The sequence below is a fragment of the Asticcacaulis sp. MM231 genome (assembly GCF_964186625.1).
In the GTDB taxonomy this organism is placed as follows: Bacteria; Pseudomonadota; Alphaproteobacteria; order Caulobacterales; family Caulobacteraceae; genus Asticcacaulis.
The window spans coordinates 1,173,684-1,193,329 of sequence record NZ_OZ075108.1 but is presented as its reverse complement, the minus strand read 5'-3'; the positions used below and the strand labels follow the sequence as shown (position 1 = coordinate 1,193,329).

General features: G+C 59.9%; 20 protein-coding genes and 1 riboswitch. Of the genes, 11 read left to right on the top strand and 9 right to left on the bottom strand.

Features of this window, described 5'->3' with window-relative positions; translation table 11 throughout:
• Window positions 1–3: 3 nt before the first annotated feature.
• From ABQ278_RS05910 to ABQ278_RS05900, 3 genes are read right to left on the bottom strand one after another with little or no spacing between them, the layout of a single operon-like run.
• The gene (locus ABQ278_RS05910) at window positions 4–897 is read right to left on the bottom strand and encodes a class I SAM-dependent methyltransferase (RefSeq protein WP_349321652.1); all 894 of its coding nucleotides are present in this window, start codon (window positions 895–897) and stop codon (window positions 4–6) included.
• A gap of 29 nt (window positions 898–926) precedes the next feature.
• Complete coding sequence (locus ABQ278_RS05905) at window positions 927–1,283, bottom strand: MmcQ/YjbR family DNA-binding protein (protein WP_349321651.1); 357 nt, start codon at window positions 1,281–1,283, stop codon at window positions 927–929.
• 14 nt (window positions 1,284–1,297) lie between these two features.
• Window positions 1,298–2,968: a homoserine dehydrogenase gene (locus ABQ278_RS05900; protein WP_349321650.1), complete on the bottom strand. Its 1,671-nt coding sequence runs from the start codon at window positions 2,966–2,968 to the stop codon at window positions 1,298–1,300.
• 156 nt (window positions 2,969–3,124) lie between these two features.
• On the opposite strand from ABQ278_RS05900, the gene ABQ278_RS05895 reads away from it, so the two are divergent.
• Genes ABQ278_RS05895 through ABQ278_RS05885 form a run of 3 tightly spaced genes read left to right on the top strand, consistent with a single transcriptional unit; the run spans window position 3,125 to window position 5,079 of the window.
• Window positions 3,125–3,805 carry an acyl carrier protein gene (locus ABQ278_RS05895; RefSeq protein WP_349321649.1) on the top strand — a complete coding sequence of 227 codons (681 nt, stop codon included), beginning with the start codon at window positions 3,125–3,127 and terminating at the stop codon, window positions 3,803–3,805.
• A 26-nt stretch (window positions 3,806–3,831) separates the two neighbouring features.
• The gene (locus ABQ278_RS05890; protein ID WP_349321648.1) at window positions 3,832–4,746 is read left to right on the top strand and encodes a DMT family transporter; all 915 of its coding nucleotides are present in this window, start codon (window positions 3,832–3,834) and stop codon (window positions 4,744–4,746) included.
• 12 nt (window positions 4,747–4,758) lie between these two features.
• Window positions 4,759–5,079 carry a DUF6968 family protein gene (locus tag ABQ278_RS05885; RefSeq protein ID WP_349321647.1) on the top strand — a complete coding sequence of 107 codons (321 nt, stop codon included), beginning with the start codon at window positions 4,759–4,761 and terminating at the stop codon, window positions 5,077–5,079.
• A gap of 4 nt (window positions 5,080–5,083) precedes the next feature.
• Here ABQ278_RS05885 and ABQ278_RS05880 read toward each other — a convergent pair whose 3' ends face one another.
• Complete coding sequence (locus tag ABQ278_RS05880) at window positions 5,084–5,947, bottom strand: DMT family transporter (protein ID WP_349321646.1); 864 nt, start codon at window positions 5,945–5,947, stop codon at window positions 5,084–5,086.
• A 109-nt stretch (window positions 5,948–6,056) separates the two neighbouring features.
• On the opposite strand from ABQ278_RS05880, the gene ABQ278_RS05875 reads away from it, so the two are divergent.
• The 4 genes from ABQ278_RS05875 to ABQ278_RS05860 all read left to right on the top strand — a co-directional run bounded on the left by ABQ278_RS05875 (window position 6,057) and on the right by ABQ278_RS05860 (window position 10,747).
• On the top strand, window positions 6,057–7,457 hold the full coding sequence (locus ABQ278_RS05875; protein ID WP_349321645.1) for a PLP-dependent aminotransferase family protein: 1,401 nt from the start codon (window positions 6,057–6,059) through the stop codon (window positions 7,455–7,457).
• A gap of 47 nt (window positions 7,458–7,504) precedes the next feature.
• Window positions 7,505–7,611: riboswitch (SAM riboswitch) on the top strand.
• A 70-nt stretch (window positions 7,612–7,681) separates the two neighbouring features.
• Entirely contained in the window at window positions 7,682–8,665 is a 984-nt protein-coding gene (locus ABQ278_RS05870; protein ID WP_349321644.1) for a homoserine O-succinyltransferase, read from the top strand.
• Window position 8,666: 1 nt separating this feature from the next.
• Complete coding sequence (gene metB, locus ABQ278_RS05865; RefSeq protein WP_349321643.1) at window positions 8,667–9,836, top strand: cystathionine gamma-synthase; 1,170 nt, start codon at window positions 8,667–8,669, stop codon at window positions 9,834–9,836.
• Window positions 9,837–9,871: 35 nt separating this feature from the next.
• Window positions 9,872–10,747, top strand: coding sequence for a TIM barrel protein (locus tag ABQ278_RS05860; RefSeq protein ID WP_349321642.1), 876 nt, complete (start codon window positions 9,872–9,874; stop codon window positions 10,745–10,747).
• Here ABQ278_RS05860 and ABQ278_RS05855 read toward each other — a convergent pair.
• Complete coding sequence (locus tag ABQ278_RS05855) at window positions 10,744–11,169, bottom strand: organic hydroperoxide resistance protein (protein WP_349321641.1); 426 nt, start codon at window positions 11,167–11,169, stop codon at window positions 10,744–10,746. The two genes, ABQ278_RS05860 and ABQ278_RS05855, sit on opposite strands and share 4 nt — an antisense overlap.
• A 103-nt stretch (window positions 11,170–11,272) precedes the next feature.
• Between ABQ278_RS05855 and ABQ278_RS05850 the strand changes: the two genes are divergently transcribed.
• The 3 genes from ABQ278_RS05850 (at window position 11,273) to ABQ278_RS05840 (ending at window position 14,271) form a co-directional block, all read left to right on the top strand.
• Window positions 11,273–11,716 (top strand): MarR family transcriptional regulator, encoded by a 444-nt coding sequence (locus ABQ278_RS05850; RefSeq protein WP_349321640.1) that lies wholly within the window; start codon window positions 11,273–11,275, stop codon window positions 11,714–11,716.
• 116 nt (window positions 11,717–11,832) lie between these two features.
• A complete protein-coding gene (locus ABQ278_RS05845) occupies window positions 11,833–13,413 on the top strand; it encodes an alpha-L-arabinofuranosidase C-terminal domain-containing protein (protein ID WP_349321639.1) in 1,581 nt (526 codons plus the stop codon).
• A 270-nt stretch (window positions 13,414–13,683) separates the two neighbouring features.
• Window positions 13,684–14,271, top strand: a complete 588-nt coding sequence (locus tag ABQ278_RS05840; protein WP_349321638.1) for a hypothetical protein — start codon at window positions 13,684–13,686, stop codon at window positions 14,269–14,271.
• A 203-nt stretch (window positions 14,272–14,474) separates the two neighbouring features.
• Here ABQ278_RS05840 and ABQ278_RS05835 read toward each other — a convergent pair whose 3' ends face one another.
• From ABQ278_RS05835 to ung, 4 genes are all read right to left on the bottom strand, one after another.
• Window positions 14,475–15,383, bottom strand: a complete 909-nt coding sequence (locus ABQ278_RS05835; protein WP_349321637.1) for a DUF1080 domain-containing protein — start codon at window positions 15,381–15,383, stop codon at window positions 14,475–14,477.
• Window positions 15,384–15,403: 20 nt separating this feature from the next.
• Complete coding sequence (locus ABQ278_RS05830) at window positions 15,404–16,213, bottom strand: PhzF family phenazine biosynthesis protein (protein ID WP_349321636.1); 810 nt, start codon at window positions 16,211–16,213, stop codon at window positions 15,404–15,406.
• A 122-nt stretch (window positions 16,214–16,335) separates the two neighbouring features.
• On the bottom strand, window positions 16,336–16,980 hold the full coding sequence (locus ABQ278_RS05825; protein ID WP_349321635.1) for a DUF3617 family protein: 645 nt from the start codon (window positions 16,978–16,980) through the stop codon (window positions 16,336–16,338).
• Window positions 16,981–17,167: 187 nt separating this feature from the next.
• A complete protein-coding gene (gene ung / locus ABQ278_RS05820) occupies window positions 17,168–17,860 on the bottom strand; it encodes a uracil-DNA glycosylase (RefSeq protein ID WP_349321634.1) in 693 nt (230 codons plus the stop codon).
• Between the two features lie 258 nt (window positions 17,861–18,118).
• Between ung and ABQ278_RS05815 the strand changes: the two genes are divergently transcribed.
• Window positions 18,119–19,645 (top strand): S10 family serine carboxypeptidase-like protein, encoded by a 1,527-nt coding sequence (locus ABQ278_RS05815; protein ID WP_349321633.1) that lies wholly within the window; start codon window positions 18,119–18,121, stop codon window positions 19,643–19,645.
• The last annotated feature ends 1 nt before the right edge of the window (window position 19,646 follow it).

Here is a 19,646-nt window from a genome sequence, read left to right as displayed (position 1 = left end):
AGCCTAATCGCGCGCTTTCACCGCCAGGATCAAGAGAGATTGTCCCAGAAGTCCGGTTTTTTCGACAAAAGCATTGGGCAGGGGATAAACAACAAAGCGTTTCAGCCAGGTCAACGCCTTGTTCAGGCCTTGCGAAAAGTCATTACGCCCAAAGAGTTTCAACACAGCGCGCCGGCAGCCAAAGCTGATCGCCACGCCGTAAGGCGGTGGAGATCCGGTATAAAGCACCTTGAAACCGCAATCCTCGAACAGCTTCTTCAGGGTCGCAGCAGTGAACTGATTGACATGCTCCGGGAAGATCAGCGCTTTAGAGCCGGCGCCCAGGGTCAGCCGGTCCAGACTGTTGAAGTTCGGCACCACCATCAAACAGCCCGCTCCGACTTTGAGCCGCGTTTTCGCCGTTAGCAGAAAAGCTTTCGGATCGAGCATATGCTCCAGCACATCAAACAGACTAAGAAAACTGAGCGATTTGGCGTCAAATGCTTCCAGATCGCCGCCCTGCATCGGCACATCGAACAGCGCCTTAGCCGCCACGCGCGCCTTTTCGCTGATCTCGACACCCACCGCATCGAATCCGAGCATGGACAGCGCCTTGACCGTCGCCCCCTGCCCCGCGCCGAAATCGACCGCCTTGCCGGACCGCAACACCAGTGGAAAACGCTGTAGGAAGCCGCCGATCAGCGCGACCTTGTCGTTGATGGCGTTGGCATAGTCCTCCGCCACGGCTGATTCATAACTATAGACGGCGGCCTGATTGTAATAGGTGTTGAGATAGTCTTCGGTCGGGCGTGGCGACATGAAGACAAAGGCGCAGGCCTTGCAGCGCCGCGTCGTATAACCTTCTTCCAGCTTGTAAAGCGTATCGCCCTCGGCGGAGCCGCATAACGGACAAATCATGGATCACCTCAAGGTCAAGGTGAGGTGATTCAGCCCTTAAGCAAACCCAGCTCTCTTTGCGTCTTTTTCGGCAAGGCACGGGCTATGATGTCATAGGACGCGCGCACATGGTCCATAAGATCCGCATCGGCGATATCGGTCGCCTGAATCCACGTCATGCCACGCGAAGCCAGATAGGGCGCAGGGCGGCATCCCTCGGCATCGCTCAGAATTTCGAACCCGATCGGGGTCACCTTGAAACTGACCGATAACCCTGCGCCGTCATTCCAGCCGGCGATAGCAAACACCTTACCACCCACCTTCCAGACATCCGCCCCGCCCCACTGCACCACGTGGGTCGAGTGCGGCAAGGTCGCGCAGAAGGCGTTGAAGGCGGCGGTGTCCATCTTATGTCATGTCATTACTTCAGGGGCATCTCGCGGGCGATTTGCAGCGTATCGGCCAGCAGGGATTCCGAGGTTGGCCAGGCGCCGGCGCCCTTGCCCGTCACATACCAGGTCTCATCATTATCCAATTCGATGATGGCGCGGTTCTGTTCGCCACGGGCACCGACAAGATAATGATCGGCATCCAGCACTTCCAGCTTCATCGAGCCTTGCAGGCCTTCCGGCGTCGGGTAGGCGCGCGCCACATAGCGCAGGCCCTTGCCCGCAGGAATAACCAGCGAGTCCTCGGTGATCTGACCGACTTCAATATGCTTGGGCGACTGGCCGGGGAAGGCGATGTCGCGCAGCAGTTTCAGCTTGGCGCCGACATCGGTGCCGTCGAGATCGGCGGTCGAATCCGGCTCGGCGAAGCCCAGACGACGCGCTTCATCCATGGCGGCGTCGAAGGTCTTGCCGGCTTCGACCTGATCGATGACAAAGTTCGACGTGCCATTGAGCACGCCCGCCAGCGACTTGACCTTATGACCGGCGGCCACGGCGCGTTTGAGCGCCTCGATGATCGGTGCCCCGCCACCGACCGAGGCCGAATAGGTCAGCATAGCGCCCGAGGCCTTGGCGGCGGCACGCAGCTTGTCGGCCGATGCCGCCACAGCCTGCTTGTTGGCGCTGGTGACCGACACGCCGGCCTTCAGGAAGCCTTCGAGCAGTTCGGCCGAGGGCGATACGCCGGTGCCGATATCGACAAACACATCGACATCGTTACGCACGAAAGAACGCGCATCGGAGGTGAACTTGGCGGCCAGCGGATGATCGCGGCGCTTCGAGGCATCGCGCACAAGAATGCGGTCGACCTCGATCAGTTCCGGCCATTCCAGGCAGCGCTCGAGGAATTTCGAGCCGACGCCACCGGCGCCCATGACCGCGATGCGGATGGGCCGCTTGAGCACCGACGCCTTGCGATAGGCGGTCGTGGTGCCGAGTGTGGTTTCGTAACCCTTGGCAAGGCCCGCGACCTGTACCGTCAGGCCGTTATCGGCGGCGAAGCGCATGGCCTTGCCCTGCACCACCGGGAAGGCGATCTTGAGGGCTTCGTCCCAGCTTAAGGATTCGTAGGGTCGGACGGAATCGCCTACTGTGGCAGGATCGCCGTCATAAACCGCGTCCACATCCTTGATCAGGCGGGCATCGATGCCGAGCGCCTGGGCGATATAGACCGCCGTCAGGTCGGAACCGCCGCGGCCCATCAGCACCGGCTCGCCGGCAGCATTTTCCGCCACATAGCCCGGCACCACGACCAGATCGACCTTTTCCAGATCACCGGTCAGGACCTCAGCCCGGATCGACACCGGATTGGCGTTGAGGTGCTCACCCTCGGCGATCAGCCCGATCTCGTTGGCCGAGCGGAACTGCGTCACGATGCCCGAACGCTCGGCGGCCATGGCCAGCAGGGTGGCGGCGCGCATTTCGCCGGTCGCCACCAGATGCGGTGTGGCCGAAGACACCGAGGCCTGCGTGTAGCTGCCGGCCAGGCGCAAAAGCTGATCGGTCTGGCCTTTGAAGGCCGAGACCACGGCGATCACCTTGTGGGCGTCACGCACATAGCGATAGATTTCCGCCACAGCGCGTTGCAGAGCACTTTCGCTCGTGAGAACCGAACCACCAAATTTAATGACGAGGACAGACATAATTCACCCGTTTCAGACCAATTTGCACGGTCGCTATAAGACTTTGACGCCGGAGCCAAGAAAAAACGTCTTTAGCGTTAAGATTCTTGGCGTTGGTTTCGAGCGCAACCGTTTCGGCGGCTTGACAACAGCTCCCGCCGGGGATGTCCTGCCTCCATGCAGGAATATGCCAGGATCATTTACGACATAGATATGGACGATGATTTCATCGACGTTGTTATAGCAATCGAAGAGTCCCTCGGCGTTAAATTTCCTGATGAAGCTTTCGCGCACATTCACACCTTGGGTGAGTTGCATGATCTGATCTACCAGGAAGCTAAAAAACTTAACAGAGGCGGAAACAAGTGCGCGACCAGCATGAGTTTTTATCGACTTAAGGCCGCCATCCATCGCACCGGTTCACCTCGCAGACTTTCACCATCAACACCGTTGCGCACGTTGACCGACCTTGATTATAGAGCCGTCACGCACCGGCTCGGAGACTGGTCGGCACCAGAATTGTCGATAAGCGGTTTCGGCTGCCTGATGGCTGTGGCCCTTGCCTTGTTGATAAATGTCCCTGTGTTTTTCGCATTCGGTGGTTGGGCGTTTTTAACAGGCTTATTGAGCGCCATCTTTCTGCTTGCAATCGCCGCGCGCTTTTTCCCGGCCCGCTTGCCTGAGCAAAAGACGGTCGGCGAACTGGCTTCCAGTCTGGCGGCCAGAAACCTGCATCGGCTTGCCACAGAGGGCGCAGCCCTTACACCACAAACTGTCTGGAAGGCGATCACCCAGATCGTGGCCGATCAAATGGGCATTGAACCCAAACGCCTGTCCCGCAAATCCCGCTTTATCTGACAAGCACTTACCGTTATGAGCGGTTCATGCACAACCGTCCCGCCCTTCTGCAAGCATATGGCCTTCTGATCCTGACCAGCCTGATCTGGGCCGGCAACAGCGTGGCGGGCAAGATCGCCGCCGGGCATATCGATCCCATTCTGCTGACGGCCTTACGCTGGTCGATCGCGGCGCTGATCATCACTGCCTTGTCGATCAAACACCTGAAAGCTGACTGGCCGGTCATCGTCAAACACTGGCCGCTCCTGATGGCCTATGGCGTCAGCGGTTTCGCCCTGTTCAACATCTTCCTGTATTCGGCCCTGACCCAAACCAACGTCATCAATGTGATGATCGAACAGGCCGGCATCCCCTTCATTATCTTCCTCGGCAACTACCTGCTGCTCCGCACCCGCGCCACGGTAGCGCAACTGATCGGCTTTGCCCTCACCCTGTCCGGTGTTATCCTGACTGCAACCCATGGCGACATCGCCCAGTTGCTGCGCCTCCAGTTCAATATTGGCGATATCATGATGCTGCTGGCCGTGCTGATCTATGGCGGCTACTCGGTCAGCCTGAAATGGAAGCCCGTCATGCACTGGCAGAGCCTGCTGGCCATTCCCTGTATTGGCGCGGCCATCACGTGTGTGCCTGTCCTGATCTGGCGCTTCCTGACGCACCCCTTCCCCGCCCCCGACGCCACCGGCTGGGGCGTGGTCGTCTACGCCTCTGTCTTCGTGGCCCTGATCGCCTCAGCCACCTATATCGCCGGCATCGAGCGGATCGGCGCCAACCGCGCCGGACTGTTCATCAACCTGCTGCCGATCTTCGGTGTGTTTCTGGCGGTCATTATCCTGCGCGAACCGCTGCATACCTATCATCTGATCGCGCTTGGCCTGGTGAGCGCCGGCATCATCCTGTCGGAATGGAGCCGGCTCCGGCCAGCCAAGGCCACAACATAGAGAGGATCAAATATGCAAGCAGATCGCCTTGGAAAACCTCTGTTCACAAGAACCTACCACTATGGTGACGGGCGAAAACTCGTCGTCAGGATTTGGAATCCGAACAAGACCCAAGCCCCCATGTTCTGCTGGTATCAGATGGGTGACGGAAGCCTTCAGCGCGTCCCAGGCGTGGACCCGTTAGGCGCTCTTTTTACGGCCATGAGGGCCATAGAGATGCACCTTAGCTACATCCGGAAAAATACGGATAAAGAGCTTCATTGGAAAGGCGCGCTGCCTGAAGGCGAACTTGGCTTACCCACCTTCTATCCAAACGACGAAAAAAAGGATTGAAAGATCAAGACGCGAACCGCTTCGCCCCTGCCACGCAGGCCACGATGGCGATCATCACCCCAACCACAGCCCCTCCGATCGGCTCTTTCAGCAGACACGCCGCCAGTATCAGCGCCAGAAACGGCTGCAACAGTTGCAACTGACCCACAGCCGCGATCCCACCCATGGCCAGTCCGCGATACCAGAACATGAAACCGATCAGCATGGAAAACAGCGAGACATAGCCAAGGCTCAACCAGGCGGGCCAACCGATCACCGAAAAATCGGCCGGCTGTGTCATCAATCCCAGCACCAGCATGACCGGCGAGGCCACCAGCAGCGCCCAGCAGATGACCTGCCAGCCGCCCAGCCGGCGCGATAGCCGCGCGCCCTCGGCATAGCCGAAACCGCACACGGCGATAGCGGCCAGCATCAGCAGATCCCCCACCGGCGATACCGCGAAGCCTTGCGTCAGGGCGTAGATCACGATGCAGGAGCCACCTAAGCCCGAAAACAGCCAGAACAATCGCGGCGGATGCTTTTCGCCCAGCAGACTGGCGCACACCGCCGTCGAGATCGGCAGCAGACCGGTGAAGACGATCGAATGGACCGAATTGATGTGTTGCAGCGCCATGGCCGACAGCAGCGGAAAACCGACCACCACGCCCAGCGCCACCAGAATAAGCGACACAAGATCGCGCTTTTCCGGTCGCGCCGCACGGAACACCACCAGACAGACAGCCGCCAGCATGGCCGCGATCACCGCCCGCGCACTGGTCAGGAACAGAGGCGACATCACCTGCACCGCCACCTTCGTGGCCGGCAATGAGCCGCTAAAAGCCAGTATACCCAGCCCGCCATTGATCCATCCGATTGTCTTCTTATCCATCACAGCCTCACTGATACGAACCGGCTCTATGCAAAAGAAAGACTGGCCTTAACAGGCAAGGTCCAGTAAAATTTCATCAAACCGTTATGGTACGGAGACCAGTACAGTTATGAGCGCAACCGCCACCCTGACCACGCACGTCATGGACCAGATCCGTGACCGCATCACGCGCCAGCAATTGTCGCAAGGGTCGCGCCTGCCCTCGATCCGTGCCATGGCGGAGGCGCAGAAGGTCTCGAAATCCACCGTAGTCGAAGCCTATGACCGTCTGCTGGCCGAAGGCGTGATCGCCGCGCGGCGCGGTTCCGGCTTTTTCGTCGCCGCTTCTCACGCGCCTCTGGCCCTGGCTGACATAGGTCCGAAGCTAGATCTTCAGGTCGATCCTTTGTGGGTCTCGCGGCAATCCCTGGAAACCGAGACAGATTACCTCAAGCCTGGATGCGGCTGGCTGCCGGCGTCCTGGATGCCCGAGGATGACATCCGCCGATCTTTGCGCACACTTGCGCGCAGCAGCGCCACCAACCTCACCGAATACGCCACGCCGCTGGGCTATGCCTCCTTGCGGCAGTTGCTGTCCCGCCGTCTGTCCGAACACGGCATCGAAGCCGCGCCCGCTCAAATCATGGTGACCGGCTCTGGCACCCAGTCGATCGATCTGGTGTGCCGTTTCCTGCTCAGCCCCGGCGATACGGTGTTGGTCGACGATCCCTGCTATTTTAACTTTCTCGCCCTTCTGCGTGCTCACCGCGTCACCGTCGTGGGCGTGCCGGTAACGCCGAGCGGCCCCGACATCAATGCCTTCGCCGACGCCCTGATCACGCACAAACCACGCCTCTACATCACCAACAGCGCCCTGCATAACCCGACCGGCGCCACGCTTTCGCCTGTAACCGCCCATCGCCTGCTCAGGCTGGCGCAGGCGCACGACCTGCTGATTATCGAGGACGATATCTACGCCGATTTCGAGCATACGCCGGCGCCGCGCCTTGCGGCTTTCGACGGCCTTGAACGCGTCATTCATATCGGCAGTTTTTCCAAAACCCTCTCCGCCGCCGTGCGCTGCGGCTTCATCGCTGCGAAGCCTGAGTGGATCGCGCCACTGATCGATCTGAAAATCGCCACCACCTTCAGCCATGAACCTCTGGCGGCAGAACTGATCTACCACCTGCTAAGCAGCGGCCACTACCGTAAGCATATCGCCGATGTACGTGAAAAACTGGCGGTGCTGCGCCCGGTCGTGGCCGGCAAACTGGCGAAGATCGGTATACAGCCATGGCATATGCCGCAGGCCGGCATGTTGCTGTGGTGCCAGTTGCCGGAGGAGATCGATGCGTCCGAAGTGGCGCGGCTGGCACTGACTGAAAAGGTGGTTTTGGCGCCGGGCAATGCCTTCAGCCTGTCGCAGGGCGCGCGCAGCTTTATGCGGTTCAACATCGCCCAGATGCAGGACGCGCGCGTCTATGATACGCTTGAGCGGGCCATGAGCGAAAGCCATTCACTCACCTCTTGACGAAACTGACCTCTTGACGAAACTGGGGTTTTTCCGCATAAGCGAACCACTCATCGAGACCAGCCGAGGGAAAGGCCCGACGACGCTGGGGCAACCGCCAGATTTCTGGTATGGTGCCAACTCCTACAGGGCTCATTTCCCTGACAGATGAGACGGAAGCCCAACGCCCATGAGGCGTATTTTCCCGTCTGGTCCGGTGAGATTTTGTAGCGACCGGACACACCATGAATGCCCTAAATTTCAACGCGCCTGATCTGATCGGGACCGATATCACCGCCCCCCTGCCCGCTGATTTTCGCCTGCAAAGCGGCATGAAGCTCGAACAGGAAGATGTGGTGGCGCGGCTCTATGGCCCGAAGGATGCGCCCGTGGTTGTGGCCGCCGGCGGCATCTCGGCCGGTCGCGTGCTGTTCGCCAAGGAAGACGCTACCGATACCGCGCCCGGCTGGTGGGAAGGCGTCGCCGGCCCCGGCGAAGCGCTCGATCTGAACTGTTATCGCGTGCTATCCATCGAGTTCGCGCCGCGCCTGCCGGCCTCGCATATCTACACCATCACCACCCATGATCAGGCCAGGCTGGTGAAACTGCTGCTCGACCAGATCCATGTTGATAAGATCTATAGCTTCATCGGCGCTTCTTATGGCGCCATGATCGGCCTGGCCTTCGCCGAACTCTATCCCGATGCGGTCGAGCGCCTGTGCGTTATCTCGGCGGCGCACCGCGCACACCCCATGGCCACCGCCTTCCGCGGGCTGCAACGCCGCCTGTTGAAATTCGGCGCCGAAAACGGCAAGCCGGCCGAAGGGATTTCGCTGGCCCGCCAACTGGCCATGACGACCTATCGCTCAGACGCCGAATTTTCCGAGCGTTTCGACGGTCCGCCGCCCGCCATCGCCGGCGACAACTATGTTGTCTGCCAGTACCTGCGCGCCCGTGGCGACGCCTATTCCGCCACCGACGTCAACCGCTGGATCTCGATGTCGGACAGCCTCGACCGTCACCGCGTCGATCCGTCGAAGATCAAGGCCAAGGTGTTTCTTGCCGCCGTGCCGACCGACCGACTGGTGCCCTATGGCGACATGAAGCTGCTGGCGGAAACCCTGGCCGACAGCGTCTTCATCGACTTTCCCTCACTTTATGGCCACGATGCTTTCCTCAAGGAAATCAAACTCGTGTCTGATATCGTTCGCACCTCACTAGAAGTATAAAATGTCCAAAGACTATCTCAAAGACGCCAAGCTCGGCACCAAGGTCATCAATATCGGCATCGATTCCGATCCGGCGCATGGCGCGGTCATGCCGCCGATCTACCTGACGACCAACTACACCTTCGAGGGCTTCGGCAAGAAGCGTTCATATGACTATGCCCGCTCCGGCAACCCGACGCGCGAAATCATCGCCGAGGTCATCGCCGAGTTGGAAGGCGGCGTCGGCGCGGTCATGGTCGCCTCCGGTCTGGCAGCGCTCGATCTGCTGTGGCAAGATCTGCCCGGCAATAAGCGCGTTGTCGTGCCGCATGATTGCTACGGCGGCACCCAGCGCCTGCTCAATGCCCGCGCCAAACAAGGCCTGATCGATCTGGTCTATGTCGATCAGGGCGATGACGCGGCTATCGAAGCCGCCCTTTCCGAGCCAACCGCCCTGCTCCTCCTTGAAACGCCGTCCAACCCCTTGATGCGTCTGATCGATCTAGAAAAGCTTATCGCTATGGGCCACAAGGCTGGGGCGAAAGTGGCGGTCGATAACACCTTCCTGTCGCCCGCCCTGCAAAACCCGATCAAGTTCGGCGCCGATTTCGTTGTCCATTCGACAACCAAATATATCAACGGCCATTCCGATGTCATCGGCGGCGCGCTCGTCTGCACCACCCCCGAAGACGTCACCACCTATCGCTGGTGGGCCAACTGCGTCGGTGCTACGGCCGCACCGTTCGACAGCTACATGACCCTGCGCGGCGTCCGGACCCTGTTCGTCCGCATCCGCCAGCAACAACAATCAGCGCAGGCGATCGCCGAATATCTGGCCGGTCATGCCAAGGTCAAAGCCGTCCATTATCCCGGCCTGCCGTCGCATCCCCAACACGAACTGTCCAAAAAGCAGCAGGCCGGCCCCGGCGCCATGATGAGCTTTGAACTGGCCGGCGGTGTCGAAGCCGTGAAACAGTTGTTCGATGTCATCGACCTGTTCTCGCTAGCCGAATTGCTCGGCGGTATCGAAAGCCTGATCGTGCATCCGGCCTCGATGACCCATGCCGCCATGTCGCCGGCCGCCCTGGCGACCGCCGGCATCACCGATGGCCTCCTGCGTCTCAGCATTGGCCTGGAAGATTCCGAAGACCTGATCGCCGCCCTCGATCGTGGGCTGGCGCAAATCGCCTGATTGTCATAGACTTCCCTCAAACAAGGGAAACGCACATGACCAAAATGACACGTAGAATGGCGCTGCTGGCGGCCGGTATCACCGCCGCCGCCAGTGTGGCGCCTGCCAGCGCTAAAACAGACACCAAGGCGGCGCTGCGCCCCTTCGCCTGTAATCTCGACACCTGGTATAATGACGTGCCGTTCAACGAACGCTTTGCGCGCGCGGCGGCGGACGGATTTATCAATGTTGAATTCTGGCCCGTGCGGCGCGATGGCCTGGACGCCAGAAAGGCCCGCGCACTGCTCGATACCAACGGCCTGACGCTGACGCAATACGCACCGGCCGCCCCCAATTTTTCGGACCCGGGGCAGCACGACGCCCTGCAGGAGATGATCCGGCAGGCCATTAGCGATTCCGCCATCATGGGCAATAAGCAGATCACACTCGTCGGGCACCACATCGTGGACGGTATGACCCGCGAGGCCATGCTGGCCGGCTATACCGCAGGCCTGATGCGCATTGCGCCGCTGCTGGAACAGGCCGGCCTGATGGCGCTGGTCGAGCCCTTCAATACGGTCAACCACCTGGGGCACCTGCTCAACGGTTCGCGCCCGGCCACCGCCATGCTGCGCGCCGTCCATTCGCCGATGATCAAGCTGCAATGGGATTTTTATCATATGCAGCTTGAAGACGGCGACCTGATCGAAAAGTTCACCGCCGGCATCGATCAGGTCGGCTATGTTCAGTTGGGCGATGTGCCCGGTCGTCATCAGCCCGGCACCGGGGAGGTCAATCACGTCAACCTGCTCAAGGCCATCCGCGCCGCTGGCTATAAAGGCCCGATGGGTCTGGAATATTACCCCATCGACAATGACCACGGCCGCGCTGTCCGCGATGCCGTGGCCCTGTCGTTAGCGGCTAATCTTTAGATACGCGACAGCTTGACGTCGATATTGCCGCGCGTGGCGTTCGAGTACGGGCAGACCTGATGGGCGTCGGCGATCAGCTTGTCGGCGACGTCAGGCGCCAGGCCCGGCAGCGACACCTTCAGTTCCACCGCGATGCTGAAGCCGTGTGAAATCTTACCGATCGAAACGCTCGATTCGATGCTGGTATCGGCCGGCACAGCGATCTTCTGACCGGCGCCAACCGCCTTGAGCGCGCCAATGAAACAGGCGGCGTAGCCCATAGCGAACAGCTCTTCCGGATTGGTGCCCTCGCCGCCGGCGCCGCCCAGTTCCCGCGGCGTCGAAAGCTTCAGATCTTGATTGCCCGATGTGGCGGTGCCTTCGCGGCCGCCGGTGGCCTTGCCGTGTGCGGTGTACATCGGGGTGATGGTTTCGATGGTCATGATCAGTCTCCTTGATAAATTTCAATAATGCACAATTATATTGTACACAATTTGATGTCAAGAAGATTGTGCGCTATCTTTCTCAAAATTTTGCGAGTCACCCATGCCCGATACCTCCCCACCCGAACTCAAGCTCGAAAACCAGCTCTGCTTCTCCGTCTATTCGGCGGCGCACGCCTTTGCGCAGGCCTATAAACAGCACCTGGAGCCGATGGGCCTGACCTATCCGCAATATCTCGTCATGCTGCTGCTGTGGGATCAGGATGGTCGCTCGGTCAACGCCCTGGGGCAGCCCCTTCACCTCGATTCGGGCACCCTCACCCCCCTGCTCAAGCGCATGGAAAAGGCCGGCTTCGTGACGCGCCAGCGCGACGCCCATGATGAGCGCATCACCCGTATCTACCTGACACCACACGGAAAATCGTTACAAGACAAGGCCCGTGCCATTCCCGAAGCCCTGCTGTGCGCCTCGGGTTTAAACCTCGACAGCCTGTTCGACCTGCGCGACCAGTTAACAGAGGTCGGTCGAAGCCTGCGTGAAAAATAGCCGTACCTTCGCACCTCAAAAATAAGTCGGACTCTTAGAAAGCGGCCACTTGTCAGCCACATTCAATTGTCCTACAAAATCTCCAAACCCCAAAATGGGCCTTAGGGAGATCCACTATGCACCACCGCGCCATGTCACGGACCAAGTCCGTGGTCATTTCCTTGTCAGCCATGAGTTTACTGGCTTTTGGCTGGGCCCATGCCGCCACGCCGACCTCAAAGCTGACCGTGGACACCACCAAATCCGGCGCTGTGATTGATCGCCATATCTTCGGACAATTCGCTGAACACCTCGGCACCGGCATCTATGGCGGCATATGGGTCGGCACGGATTCCAAGATCCCCAATACCAACGGCATCCGCAACGACGTCGTGACCGCACTCAAGGCGATCAAGGTGCCGAACGTGCGCTGGCCCGGCGGTTGCTTCGCCGACGAATATCACTGGGAAAAAGGCATCGGCAAGGGCAAGCGCCCGGTCACGCTCAATTCCAACTGGGGCGGCGTGATCGAACCCAACACCTTCGGCACCGATGAGTTCATGGAATTCACCCGCCAGGTCGGCACCGAGGCCTATGTCTCGGCCAATGTCGGCTCCTCCACCCCGCAGGAAACCGCCGAATGGCTGGAATACATGACCTCGGAAAAGGAAACGAGCCTGGCCATGGCGCGCCGCGAAAATGGCCACCCGGCCCCCTATTCGGTCGCCTTCCTCGGCATAGGCAATGAAAGCTGGGGCTGCGGCGGCAATATGACGCCTGAGCACTACACCGACGAGTACCGCCAGTTCTCAACCTACGCCAAGAACTACAATCCGGCACAGACCGGCGACAAGCGCATGAAGAAGATCGCTTCGGGCGCCAACGTCGATGACTACAAATGGACCGAAGTGTTCATGAAGAACAAGTCCGGCGATGTCGATGCTCTGTCGCTGCACTACTATTCCGGCTTTGAAGCCTGGCCTCCGTACCAGCCGGCGTCGGGTTTCGATGAGACCGAATACGCCGAGGTGATCAAGACCGCCCTGCGCATGGAAGAGCTTGTCAGCAAGCATTCGGCCATCATGGACAAGTACGACCCGCAGAAGAAGATCGCTCTGGCGGTCGATGAATGGGGCGCCTGGTACAAGGGCGAACCCGGCACCAATCCGGGCTTCCTCTATCAGCAAAACTCGCAACGTGACGCCATCCTGGCGGCCGTCTCGATCAACATCTTCACGCGCCATGCCGATCGCGTGCGCATGGCCAATATCGCCCAGATGATCAACGTCCTGCAGGCCATGATCCTGACCGACGGCGACAAGATGATCCTGACACCGACCTATCACGTCTTCAAGCTGTACGTACCTTTCCAGGACGCCACGGTTATTCCCGTGACCTATGAGGCCGGCACCTATACGCACGGCGGCATCACCCTGCCACGCGCCGATATCATCGCCGCCCGCGGCAAGGACGGCAAGGTCTACCTGTCGATCACCAATATCGACCCGACCCAGCCGCTCGAAATCGACGCCTCCGTGCTCGGCCTCAAGGCGAAAAGCGCCACCGGCGAAACACTGACCGCGCCGAAGATCGACAGCATCAACACGTTTGACAATCCGAATGTGGTGACCACAAAGGCCTTCTCGGCCACGGCCAGGAACGGCTCGCTTATCCTGAAGGTCGCCCCTGAATCGGTGACCGTGGTATCACTCGATTAAGCCCTCTCAAAACGCCTGATAACCGACCCCGCCGGACCTGTCCGGCGGGGTCTTTTCTTGCCCGGAAGCAGCAGCAATATCGAATGGCCGCAACCAGAGATTACCTTATACCTCCCCGACTTGTCGGGAGGGGGACCGCACGAAGCCGAAGGCTGAGATGCGGTGGTGCGGATTTTTGCTTCTCCCCCGCCATGTAAGACACGGAAGAATAAGATAAGGTGCGAAGCCCAAATCTATTCCCCCGTCCTTTTCCCGGTGCATACTGTAACGATGTCTCAGGATGACCGCACAGCACAGGCACACTTGACCCCGGATGAGCGGCGTACGCTTTTGCGCGCCTTCGCCGACCGGATGCTGCTCAAGGTCACCGCTATGGACGATCCCGAAGATATGCCAGGCGTCGAGAAAGCCGTGCGTGTGGCCGCCGGGATCGAGCGCGTCTACAGCCGTTGCGATCGCGCCGAGCGCCAGATACGCGATCAGACGCCCAATCCGCGTAAACTCGAAGCCGAACGCGCCAGCCATGAAGAAGAAGCGATCAAGGCGCGCGTCAGTCTGGCCAATACTTTGGAATGGGGCGAAAAACGTCGCCGCGATCTCGGAAAATGGTGGGACGCCGCAGAAGAACGCACTCGGGAACGCATTCTGGCACAACCTGCCCAGCCTCAGGCCCAGACGTCGGTTGAGACCTTACCTCAGGAAGACCTGGCCTCGCAGACGGTCGCGTGCAGGCAACCGACGCCCGTCGTCAGTTACGTCGATTATACCGAGAGCATTCTGAAAGCGCGCGCGGCCCTGGGATTAAACACTATAGAGGTCGAAACGCCGGCGCCGGACATCCTCGCGCCAGAGCCCTGAATAAAAAAACAGGCATATCCGCGGACGACACAGGGGCGCGAGTTCCTAACCCTCATGGGCTTCAAACGAACCACAGGCCCATCGCTGACTTTCCTGATCTGTGTAAATCTGTGCAATCTGTGGATAACCCTCCTCCTGCCCGAATCCCGGATCGCGGATCATGGCGATGCGTTTCCATGTCTCCGCCATCCGGAAGACTGCGCTTACTTCACCACCTCAATCGCCGGCAGGCTATTGATCGGCTCCAGCGTGATATTGCGGAAGAAGGTCTCCGCGCCTTCCGACTGTAACTGGATGGCGCCGTGGATCAGCGGTTCGCAAACCGACGTTTCGGTCGCCTTGTCGCACAGGCCCCAGACCTCCATCACCGGCACACCGTTGACCACATGCACCGCATGGTTGGCGAAGACGTAGAGGTCGAGCGTATTCCATTCGCCGACCGGCTTATCGGCATTGCTGTTGTTTTCGATGTTCCACAGCGCGGTGTTACCGACCGCGCTGCCCAGTGGCGCCCCCGCCATGAAACGCTGCTTCGGATCGATGATCGAGGGATCAATCGCCACGCTGGAGTCAACCTCCAGACCGTTACCGACCGGCACCACCATACCGACGCTTCCGGTCATGATCTCGAACTCTACCGACCGCGACCATGTGCCCCACACAGCGCCGGGATTGCCGTGGGTATGATACAGGAGGCCGTTGTTCTCCGGTTCATTGAGGCGCGGCGCATGGCGCTTGCCGCTCCACTTGTATTCCAGACGCAGGTGATAGTTCCTGAAGTCGCCCTTATGGACAAGGCTGCCCCAGGTTTCACCGCTCACCCGCAAGGCCGGGGCGCCGTCCTCGGTCACCACCGTGAAGATCGACCCTACGCCACCCGCCCCGATCGGTTTGGCGTCACCGGCATTATAGGTGCGTGACGGATCGGGATAGCCCAGCCAACCGCTCCAGTCGTTGAGATCCTTGCCATTGAATATCGACACCGCCGGCCCGGCAGCCTTTGGAATGTTCTTCAGAACAAGCGTTTGTGGCTTGAAGACGGGCGCTTCCGCATGGGCGGCGGAAACGGCGAACACCGCGCAGGCGGCGGCGATAAGGCTGGCTTTGAACATGGATCTTCCCGAATATATTATTATAGTTTGAGGTCCGACATCATCACAGTGACGGCCTGACCGCGCAGCTTGACGCGATCCCCCACCACTTCGCATTGCAGGTGCGCGCCGCGTCTCGGATAGGCTTGATAGTAATCGATTACAGGCTTTCCGGTCAAGGCGGCAAAGAGCGGCGCCAGCATACAGTGCATCGAGCCGGTGGCCGGATCTTCGTTGATGCCCATATCGGGCGCAAACAGCCGGCTGACCACGCTGTAAGGCTTATCCGCATCGGCAAAGGCCGTAACGATCAGATGGCGATCGGTATAGGCCGTGCCCTGATAGGCGGTCAGCTTGCTGAGATCCGGCATGATGTCGCGCACGGTCTGCTCGCTGTCCATGAAGGCGATCAGGGCCGGTCCGCCATAGCAGCGCAGCGGTGCCACGCCCAGCACGGCCTCGACCGCCGGCACTAGCGCGATCTCATGCGGCGGATAGGACGGGAAATCCATTTCCAGCCGATCCTCAAAGCGACGGACGGTCAATTCGCCCGACAAGGTGTCAAAGCGCAGCCCATCGGCCGCCACACCAAACTCATGGAAAAGCGCATGGGCCGAGGCCAGGGTGGCGTGCCCGCACAGCGGCACCTCCATGGCCGGCGTGAACCAGCGCAGACCAAAGCGCGAGGGATCACCGGTGCGCAGCAGATAGGCGGTTTCCGCCTGATTGTTCTCCATGGCCAGCGCCTGCATGAAGTCCGCGTCCGGCCACACGGTGAAGGGCTCGACCACACAGGCGGGATTGCCCTTGAACGGTGCTTCTGCAAAGGCGTCGATCAGATATTGTCGCATAGGCTTCCCTGACATAGGTGCGATGTGAAGACGAACGCCCATTTCCAGGCGTCTTACAGGAAGCTTAGTAGCATCAGATCGTCCGGTGTCGCCAGTTATGAGGCCACTGTCGGCTGGCGCAATCAGCTGAATTTCGCCAGAACCTTGCCGACCTTCATCTTCACGCCGTCACCGTTGACGTAGTCGCCCGCCTTCATGCCATCCGGACAATCGCCAAGACGCTTGCCATCGGTCACCGTGATCTGGCGGCCATGACCGGCAAAGGCCGGCGAATAGCGCGTTTCGGCCGTTTGGTGGAACGCCTCGTTGCCGATGATGTCGACATGGATATGACTGGTCAGTGTGGTGTCATTGACCTCACAAACCGTATCGATATCGGCGCCGGAGGCCAGCCGCACCACGCTGCGCGTCATGCACGACAGGTCATCCATTTCCGGTTTGCCGAGCAGATCCTGACCGATCACCGCCAGACGCTCGCCCTGATCTTCATCGACGCAGATCCTGGCTACCGAACTGCCGCCCAGTTGCGGCAAGGTCTGCGTCAATTGCCACAGGCCCTCACGCTGGCTCTTGCGAGGCGGAGGCGTTTCGCTGCTGGCCACGCTTTCCGAAGCCTGCTCCGCGGTGGAGTCGTACATCGACGACGCCGATTGCGCGGTCGCGCTGCCGGAAGGTGCCACGGGCGGCTTGTCGGGCTTGTCACAGGCCACCACCGCCAGGCACGCCAGAAGAGACAAACTCAAAGAAACGTGCCGCATAGTGATCATGTCGCGCTGACGCCCTGGCGATTACCGTTCGTTGCCGGGGTGATAAAGCCCCTTTTCATACCGACCGCACAAATGACCAGACTGGTCGGGAATACATACACAAGCGGCTTCATCAACACTCTCCCGTAACGCCCCTTCAACCTAGTTTTGAAAATATAAAGACGAAATTAGGAAGTCGATCCGGTGATCATTCTGCTGGATTGGCCGGCAGCGTCCAGTCGATCGGCGCATGGCCCTTCGCCACCAGAAAATCATTGGCGCGCGAGAACGGTTTGGTGCCGAAGAAGCCGTTATGGGCTGACAGCGGCGACGGATGCACCGATTTGATGACCAGATGCTTCGAGGTATCGACAAAAGCGGCCTTTTTCTGTGCGTAAGCGCCCCACAGGATAAAGACCACCGGCTGCGGCAGGTCATTGACCGCGCGGATCACCGCATCGGTGAACTTTTCCCAGCCCTTGCCCTGATGCGCCGCCGCCATGCCCATCTCGACCGTCAGCACACTGTTAAGCAGCAATACGCCCTGCTTTGCCCAGTGCTCCAGAAAGCCGTGCTTCGCCGGCGCAATACCAAGATCGCCCTGCAATTCCTTGTAGATATTGACCAGGGACGGCGGAATACGCACGCCCGGTTTGACCGAGAACGACAGACCATGCGCCTGGCCTTCGCCATGGTAAGGGTCCTGCCCCAGAATCACCACGCGCACCTTGTCCGGTGGCGTCAGGTCCAGCGCGCGGAAATAATCGGCGCCTTTGGGGAATACGCGCTTACCTGCCTCACGCTGCGCACTCAGGAAGGCCTTCAGCTCAACCATGTAGGGCTTTGAAAACTCCGGCGCCAGAAGCGCCTTCCAGCCGTCGTCAAGCTTAATACCATTCATGGTCGCGATCCCTTTTTTACGCCGCGCATGGGGCCGCGACTCTACGCTTTAGTCAATCAGGATTTGGTGCATATGCCAGTGATCTTGCCGGTGACATGGATCGTGGCATCCTGCCCCTCGCAGGGCGAGCCGGTAACGCTGATTTTGTTTTTTGTCCCGATCCGGATGCAAATGAAACCGGCGTATATTGTATCAGATTTGCAAGTGTGTATTGTCAGCTTCCAGATAATAACCCCCTATAATAAAAGGGCCTCCTCCGTGACGTTTTCCCTCCGCCCCTCCCGCGCGCTCCTCACCGGCCTGGTCTGTGTTATGCTCGCCGGCAGCCCCGCCCTGCCCGCCTTTGCCGGTGACAAGCCCAAGGCCGAGCCTGAGAAAACCGCCGATAAACCCGATGGCGATAGTTTCCCGGCCCTGCCGGACGACAAGACCATTCGCCAATCCATCCAGCTCGAAGGCAAGGCGCTGAGCTATGACGCCACCGTCGGTAAGATCGCCGTGCGCGACGCCAAGGGCAAGGTCATCGCCGAGGTCGTTTACACCGCCTATATCGTGCCCGACAAAGATCCTAAAAGGCCTGTAACCTTCGCCTTTAACGGCGGCCCTGGCGCCTCTTCCGTCTATCTCAACATGGGCGCCATTGGTCCGAAGCGCGTGCAGTTCGGCGATGAAGGCAACTCACCCTCCGATTCCAGCGTTACGGTCGATAACGCCAGCACCTGGCTCGATATGAGCGATCTCGTCTTTATCGATCCGGTCGGCACCGGCTATTCACGCGCGCTGGAAGAGTCCGATGCCGCCAAGAAGGACTTCTTCTCGACCGAGGCCGATATCCAGTACCTGTCGCGCGTCGTCTACGACTGGCTGGTCAAGAACGGTCGCCTGCGCTCCCCCAAATACATCATGGGCGAAAGCTACGGTGGCTACCGTGCCCCACGCATCGCCAACACCCTGCAAACCCGTATGGGCGTCGGTGTTTCCGGCCTGATCATGGTGTCGCCCTATCTCGACCCCGCCGCCGTCGGCTCCGAAACGGCTCTGTCACCGCTGCCGTGGATGATCAACCTGCCCTCCATGGCCGCCGCCAATCTGGAAAAGCAGGGCAAGCTGACGCCGGAGGCCATGGCAGAGGTCGAGCGCTATGACCGCACGCAGTTCGTCACAGATTTCCTCGCCGGTCGCTCCGATCCGCAGGCCGTCAACCGCCTCGTCGCCAAGGTATCGGAATATACCGGGCTCGATCCGGCGCTGGTGGCGCGCATGGATGGCCGCGTCGACACGATGACCTTCGTGCGCGAAAGCCACCGCGATCAGCGCAAGATCGGTAGCTGGTACGATTCCAACGTCACCGCCTACGATCCTTTCCCCGAAGCGTCGAGCCAGAAGTCGGGCGATCCCATCCTCAACGCCCTGCTGGCGCCTACCACCAGCGCCATGGTCGATTTCGTGACGCGCGAGGTCGGCTGGAAGACCGATGCCCACTATGAGGCCTTGTCACCACAGGTCGGCGAGGACTGGCAGCAATACCCGACCGCCGACAAGCCGGTCAGCGACCTGCGCCAGGCCATCGCCAACGACCCGAAGATGCAGGTGCTGATCGTCCATGGCTATAACGACCTGTCGTGCCCCTTCTTCACCTCGCGCCTTGTCATCGACCAGTTGCCGACCTATGGCGGCACCGCCAAGGTCAGGCTCGCCGTCTATCCCGGCGGTCACATGTTCTACAGCCGCGCCGGCAGCGCCACCGCCTTTAAGGCCGACGCCAAAGCCCTTTACACCCGTTAGG

Bases quoted from the DNA above. Each gene is read 5' to 3' on its own strand.
- ABQ278_RS05910 (WP_349321652.1), bottom strand. From the start codon at position 897: ATGATTTGTCCGTTATGCGGCTCCGCCGAGGGCGATACGCTTTACAAG.
- ABQ278_RS05905 (WP_349321651.1), bottom strand. From the start codon at position 1,283: ATGGACACCGCCGCCTTCAACGCCTTCTGCGCGACCTTGCCGCACTCG.
- ABQ278_RS05900 (WP_349321650.1), bottom strand. From the start codon at position 2,968: ATGTCTGTCCTCGTCATTAAATTTGGTGGTTCGGTTCTCACGAGCGAA.
- ABQ278_RS05895 (WP_349321649.1), top strand. From the start codon at position 3,125: ATGCAGGAATATGCCAGGATCATTTACGACATAGATATGGACGATGAT.
- ABQ278_RS05890 (WP_349321648.1), top strand. From the start codon at position 3,832: ATGCACAACCGTCCCGCCCTTCTGCAAGCATATGGCCTTCTGATCCTG.
- ABQ278_RS05885 (WP_349321647.1), top strand. From the start codon at position 4,759: ATGCAAGCAGATCGCCTTGGAAAACCTCTGTTCACAAGAACCTACCAC.
- ABQ278_RS05880 (WP_349321646.1), bottom strand. From the start codon at position 5,947: ATGGATAAGAAGACAATCGGATGGATCAATGGCGGGCTGGGTATACTG.
- ABQ278_RS05875 (WP_349321645.1), top strand. From the start codon at position 6,057: ATGAGCGCAACCGCCACCCTGACCACGCACGTCATGGACCAGATCCGT.
- ABQ278_RS05870 (WP_349321644.1), top strand. From the start codon at position 7,682: ATGAATGCCCTAAATTTCAACGCGCCTGATCTGATCGGGACCGATATC.
- metB (WP_349321643.1), top strand. From the start codon at position 8,667: ATGTCCAAAGACTATCTCAAAGACGCCAAGCTCGGCACCAAGGTCATC.
- ABQ278_RS05860 (WP_349321642.1), top strand. From the start codon at position 9,872: ATGACCAAAATGACACGTAGAATGGCGCTGCTGGCGGCCGGTATCACC.
- ABQ278_RS05855 (WP_349321641.1), bottom strand. From the start codon at position 11,169: ATGACCATCGAAACCATCACCCCGATGTACACCGCACACGGCAAGGCC.
- ABQ278_RS05850 (WP_349321640.1), top strand. From the start codon at position 11,273: ATGCCCGATACCTCCCCACCCGAACTCAAGCTCGAAAACCAGCTCTGC.
- ABQ278_RS05845 (WP_349321639.1), top strand. From the start codon at position 11,833: ATGCACCACCGCGCCATGTCACGGACCAAGTCCGTGGTCATTTCCTTG.
- ABQ278_RS05840 (WP_349321638.1), top strand. From the start codon at position 13,684: ATGTCTCAGGATGACCGCACAGCACAGGCACACTTGACCCCGGATGAG.
- ABQ278_RS05835 (WP_349321637.1), bottom strand. From the start codon at position 15,383: ATGTTCAAAGCCAGCCTTATCGCCGCCGCCTGCGCGGTGTTCGCCGTT.
- ABQ278_RS05830 (WP_349321636.1), bottom strand. From the start codon at position 16,213: ATGCGACAATATCTGATCGACGCCTTTGCAGAAGCACCGTTCAAGGGC.
- ABQ278_RS05825 (WP_349321635.1), bottom strand. From the start codon at position 16,980: ATGATCACTATGCGGCACGTTTCTTTGAGTTTGTCTCTTCTGGCGTGC.
- ung (WP_349321634.1), bottom strand. From the start codon at position 17,860: ATGAATGGTATTAAGCTTGACGACGGCTGGAAGGCGCTTCTGGCGCCG.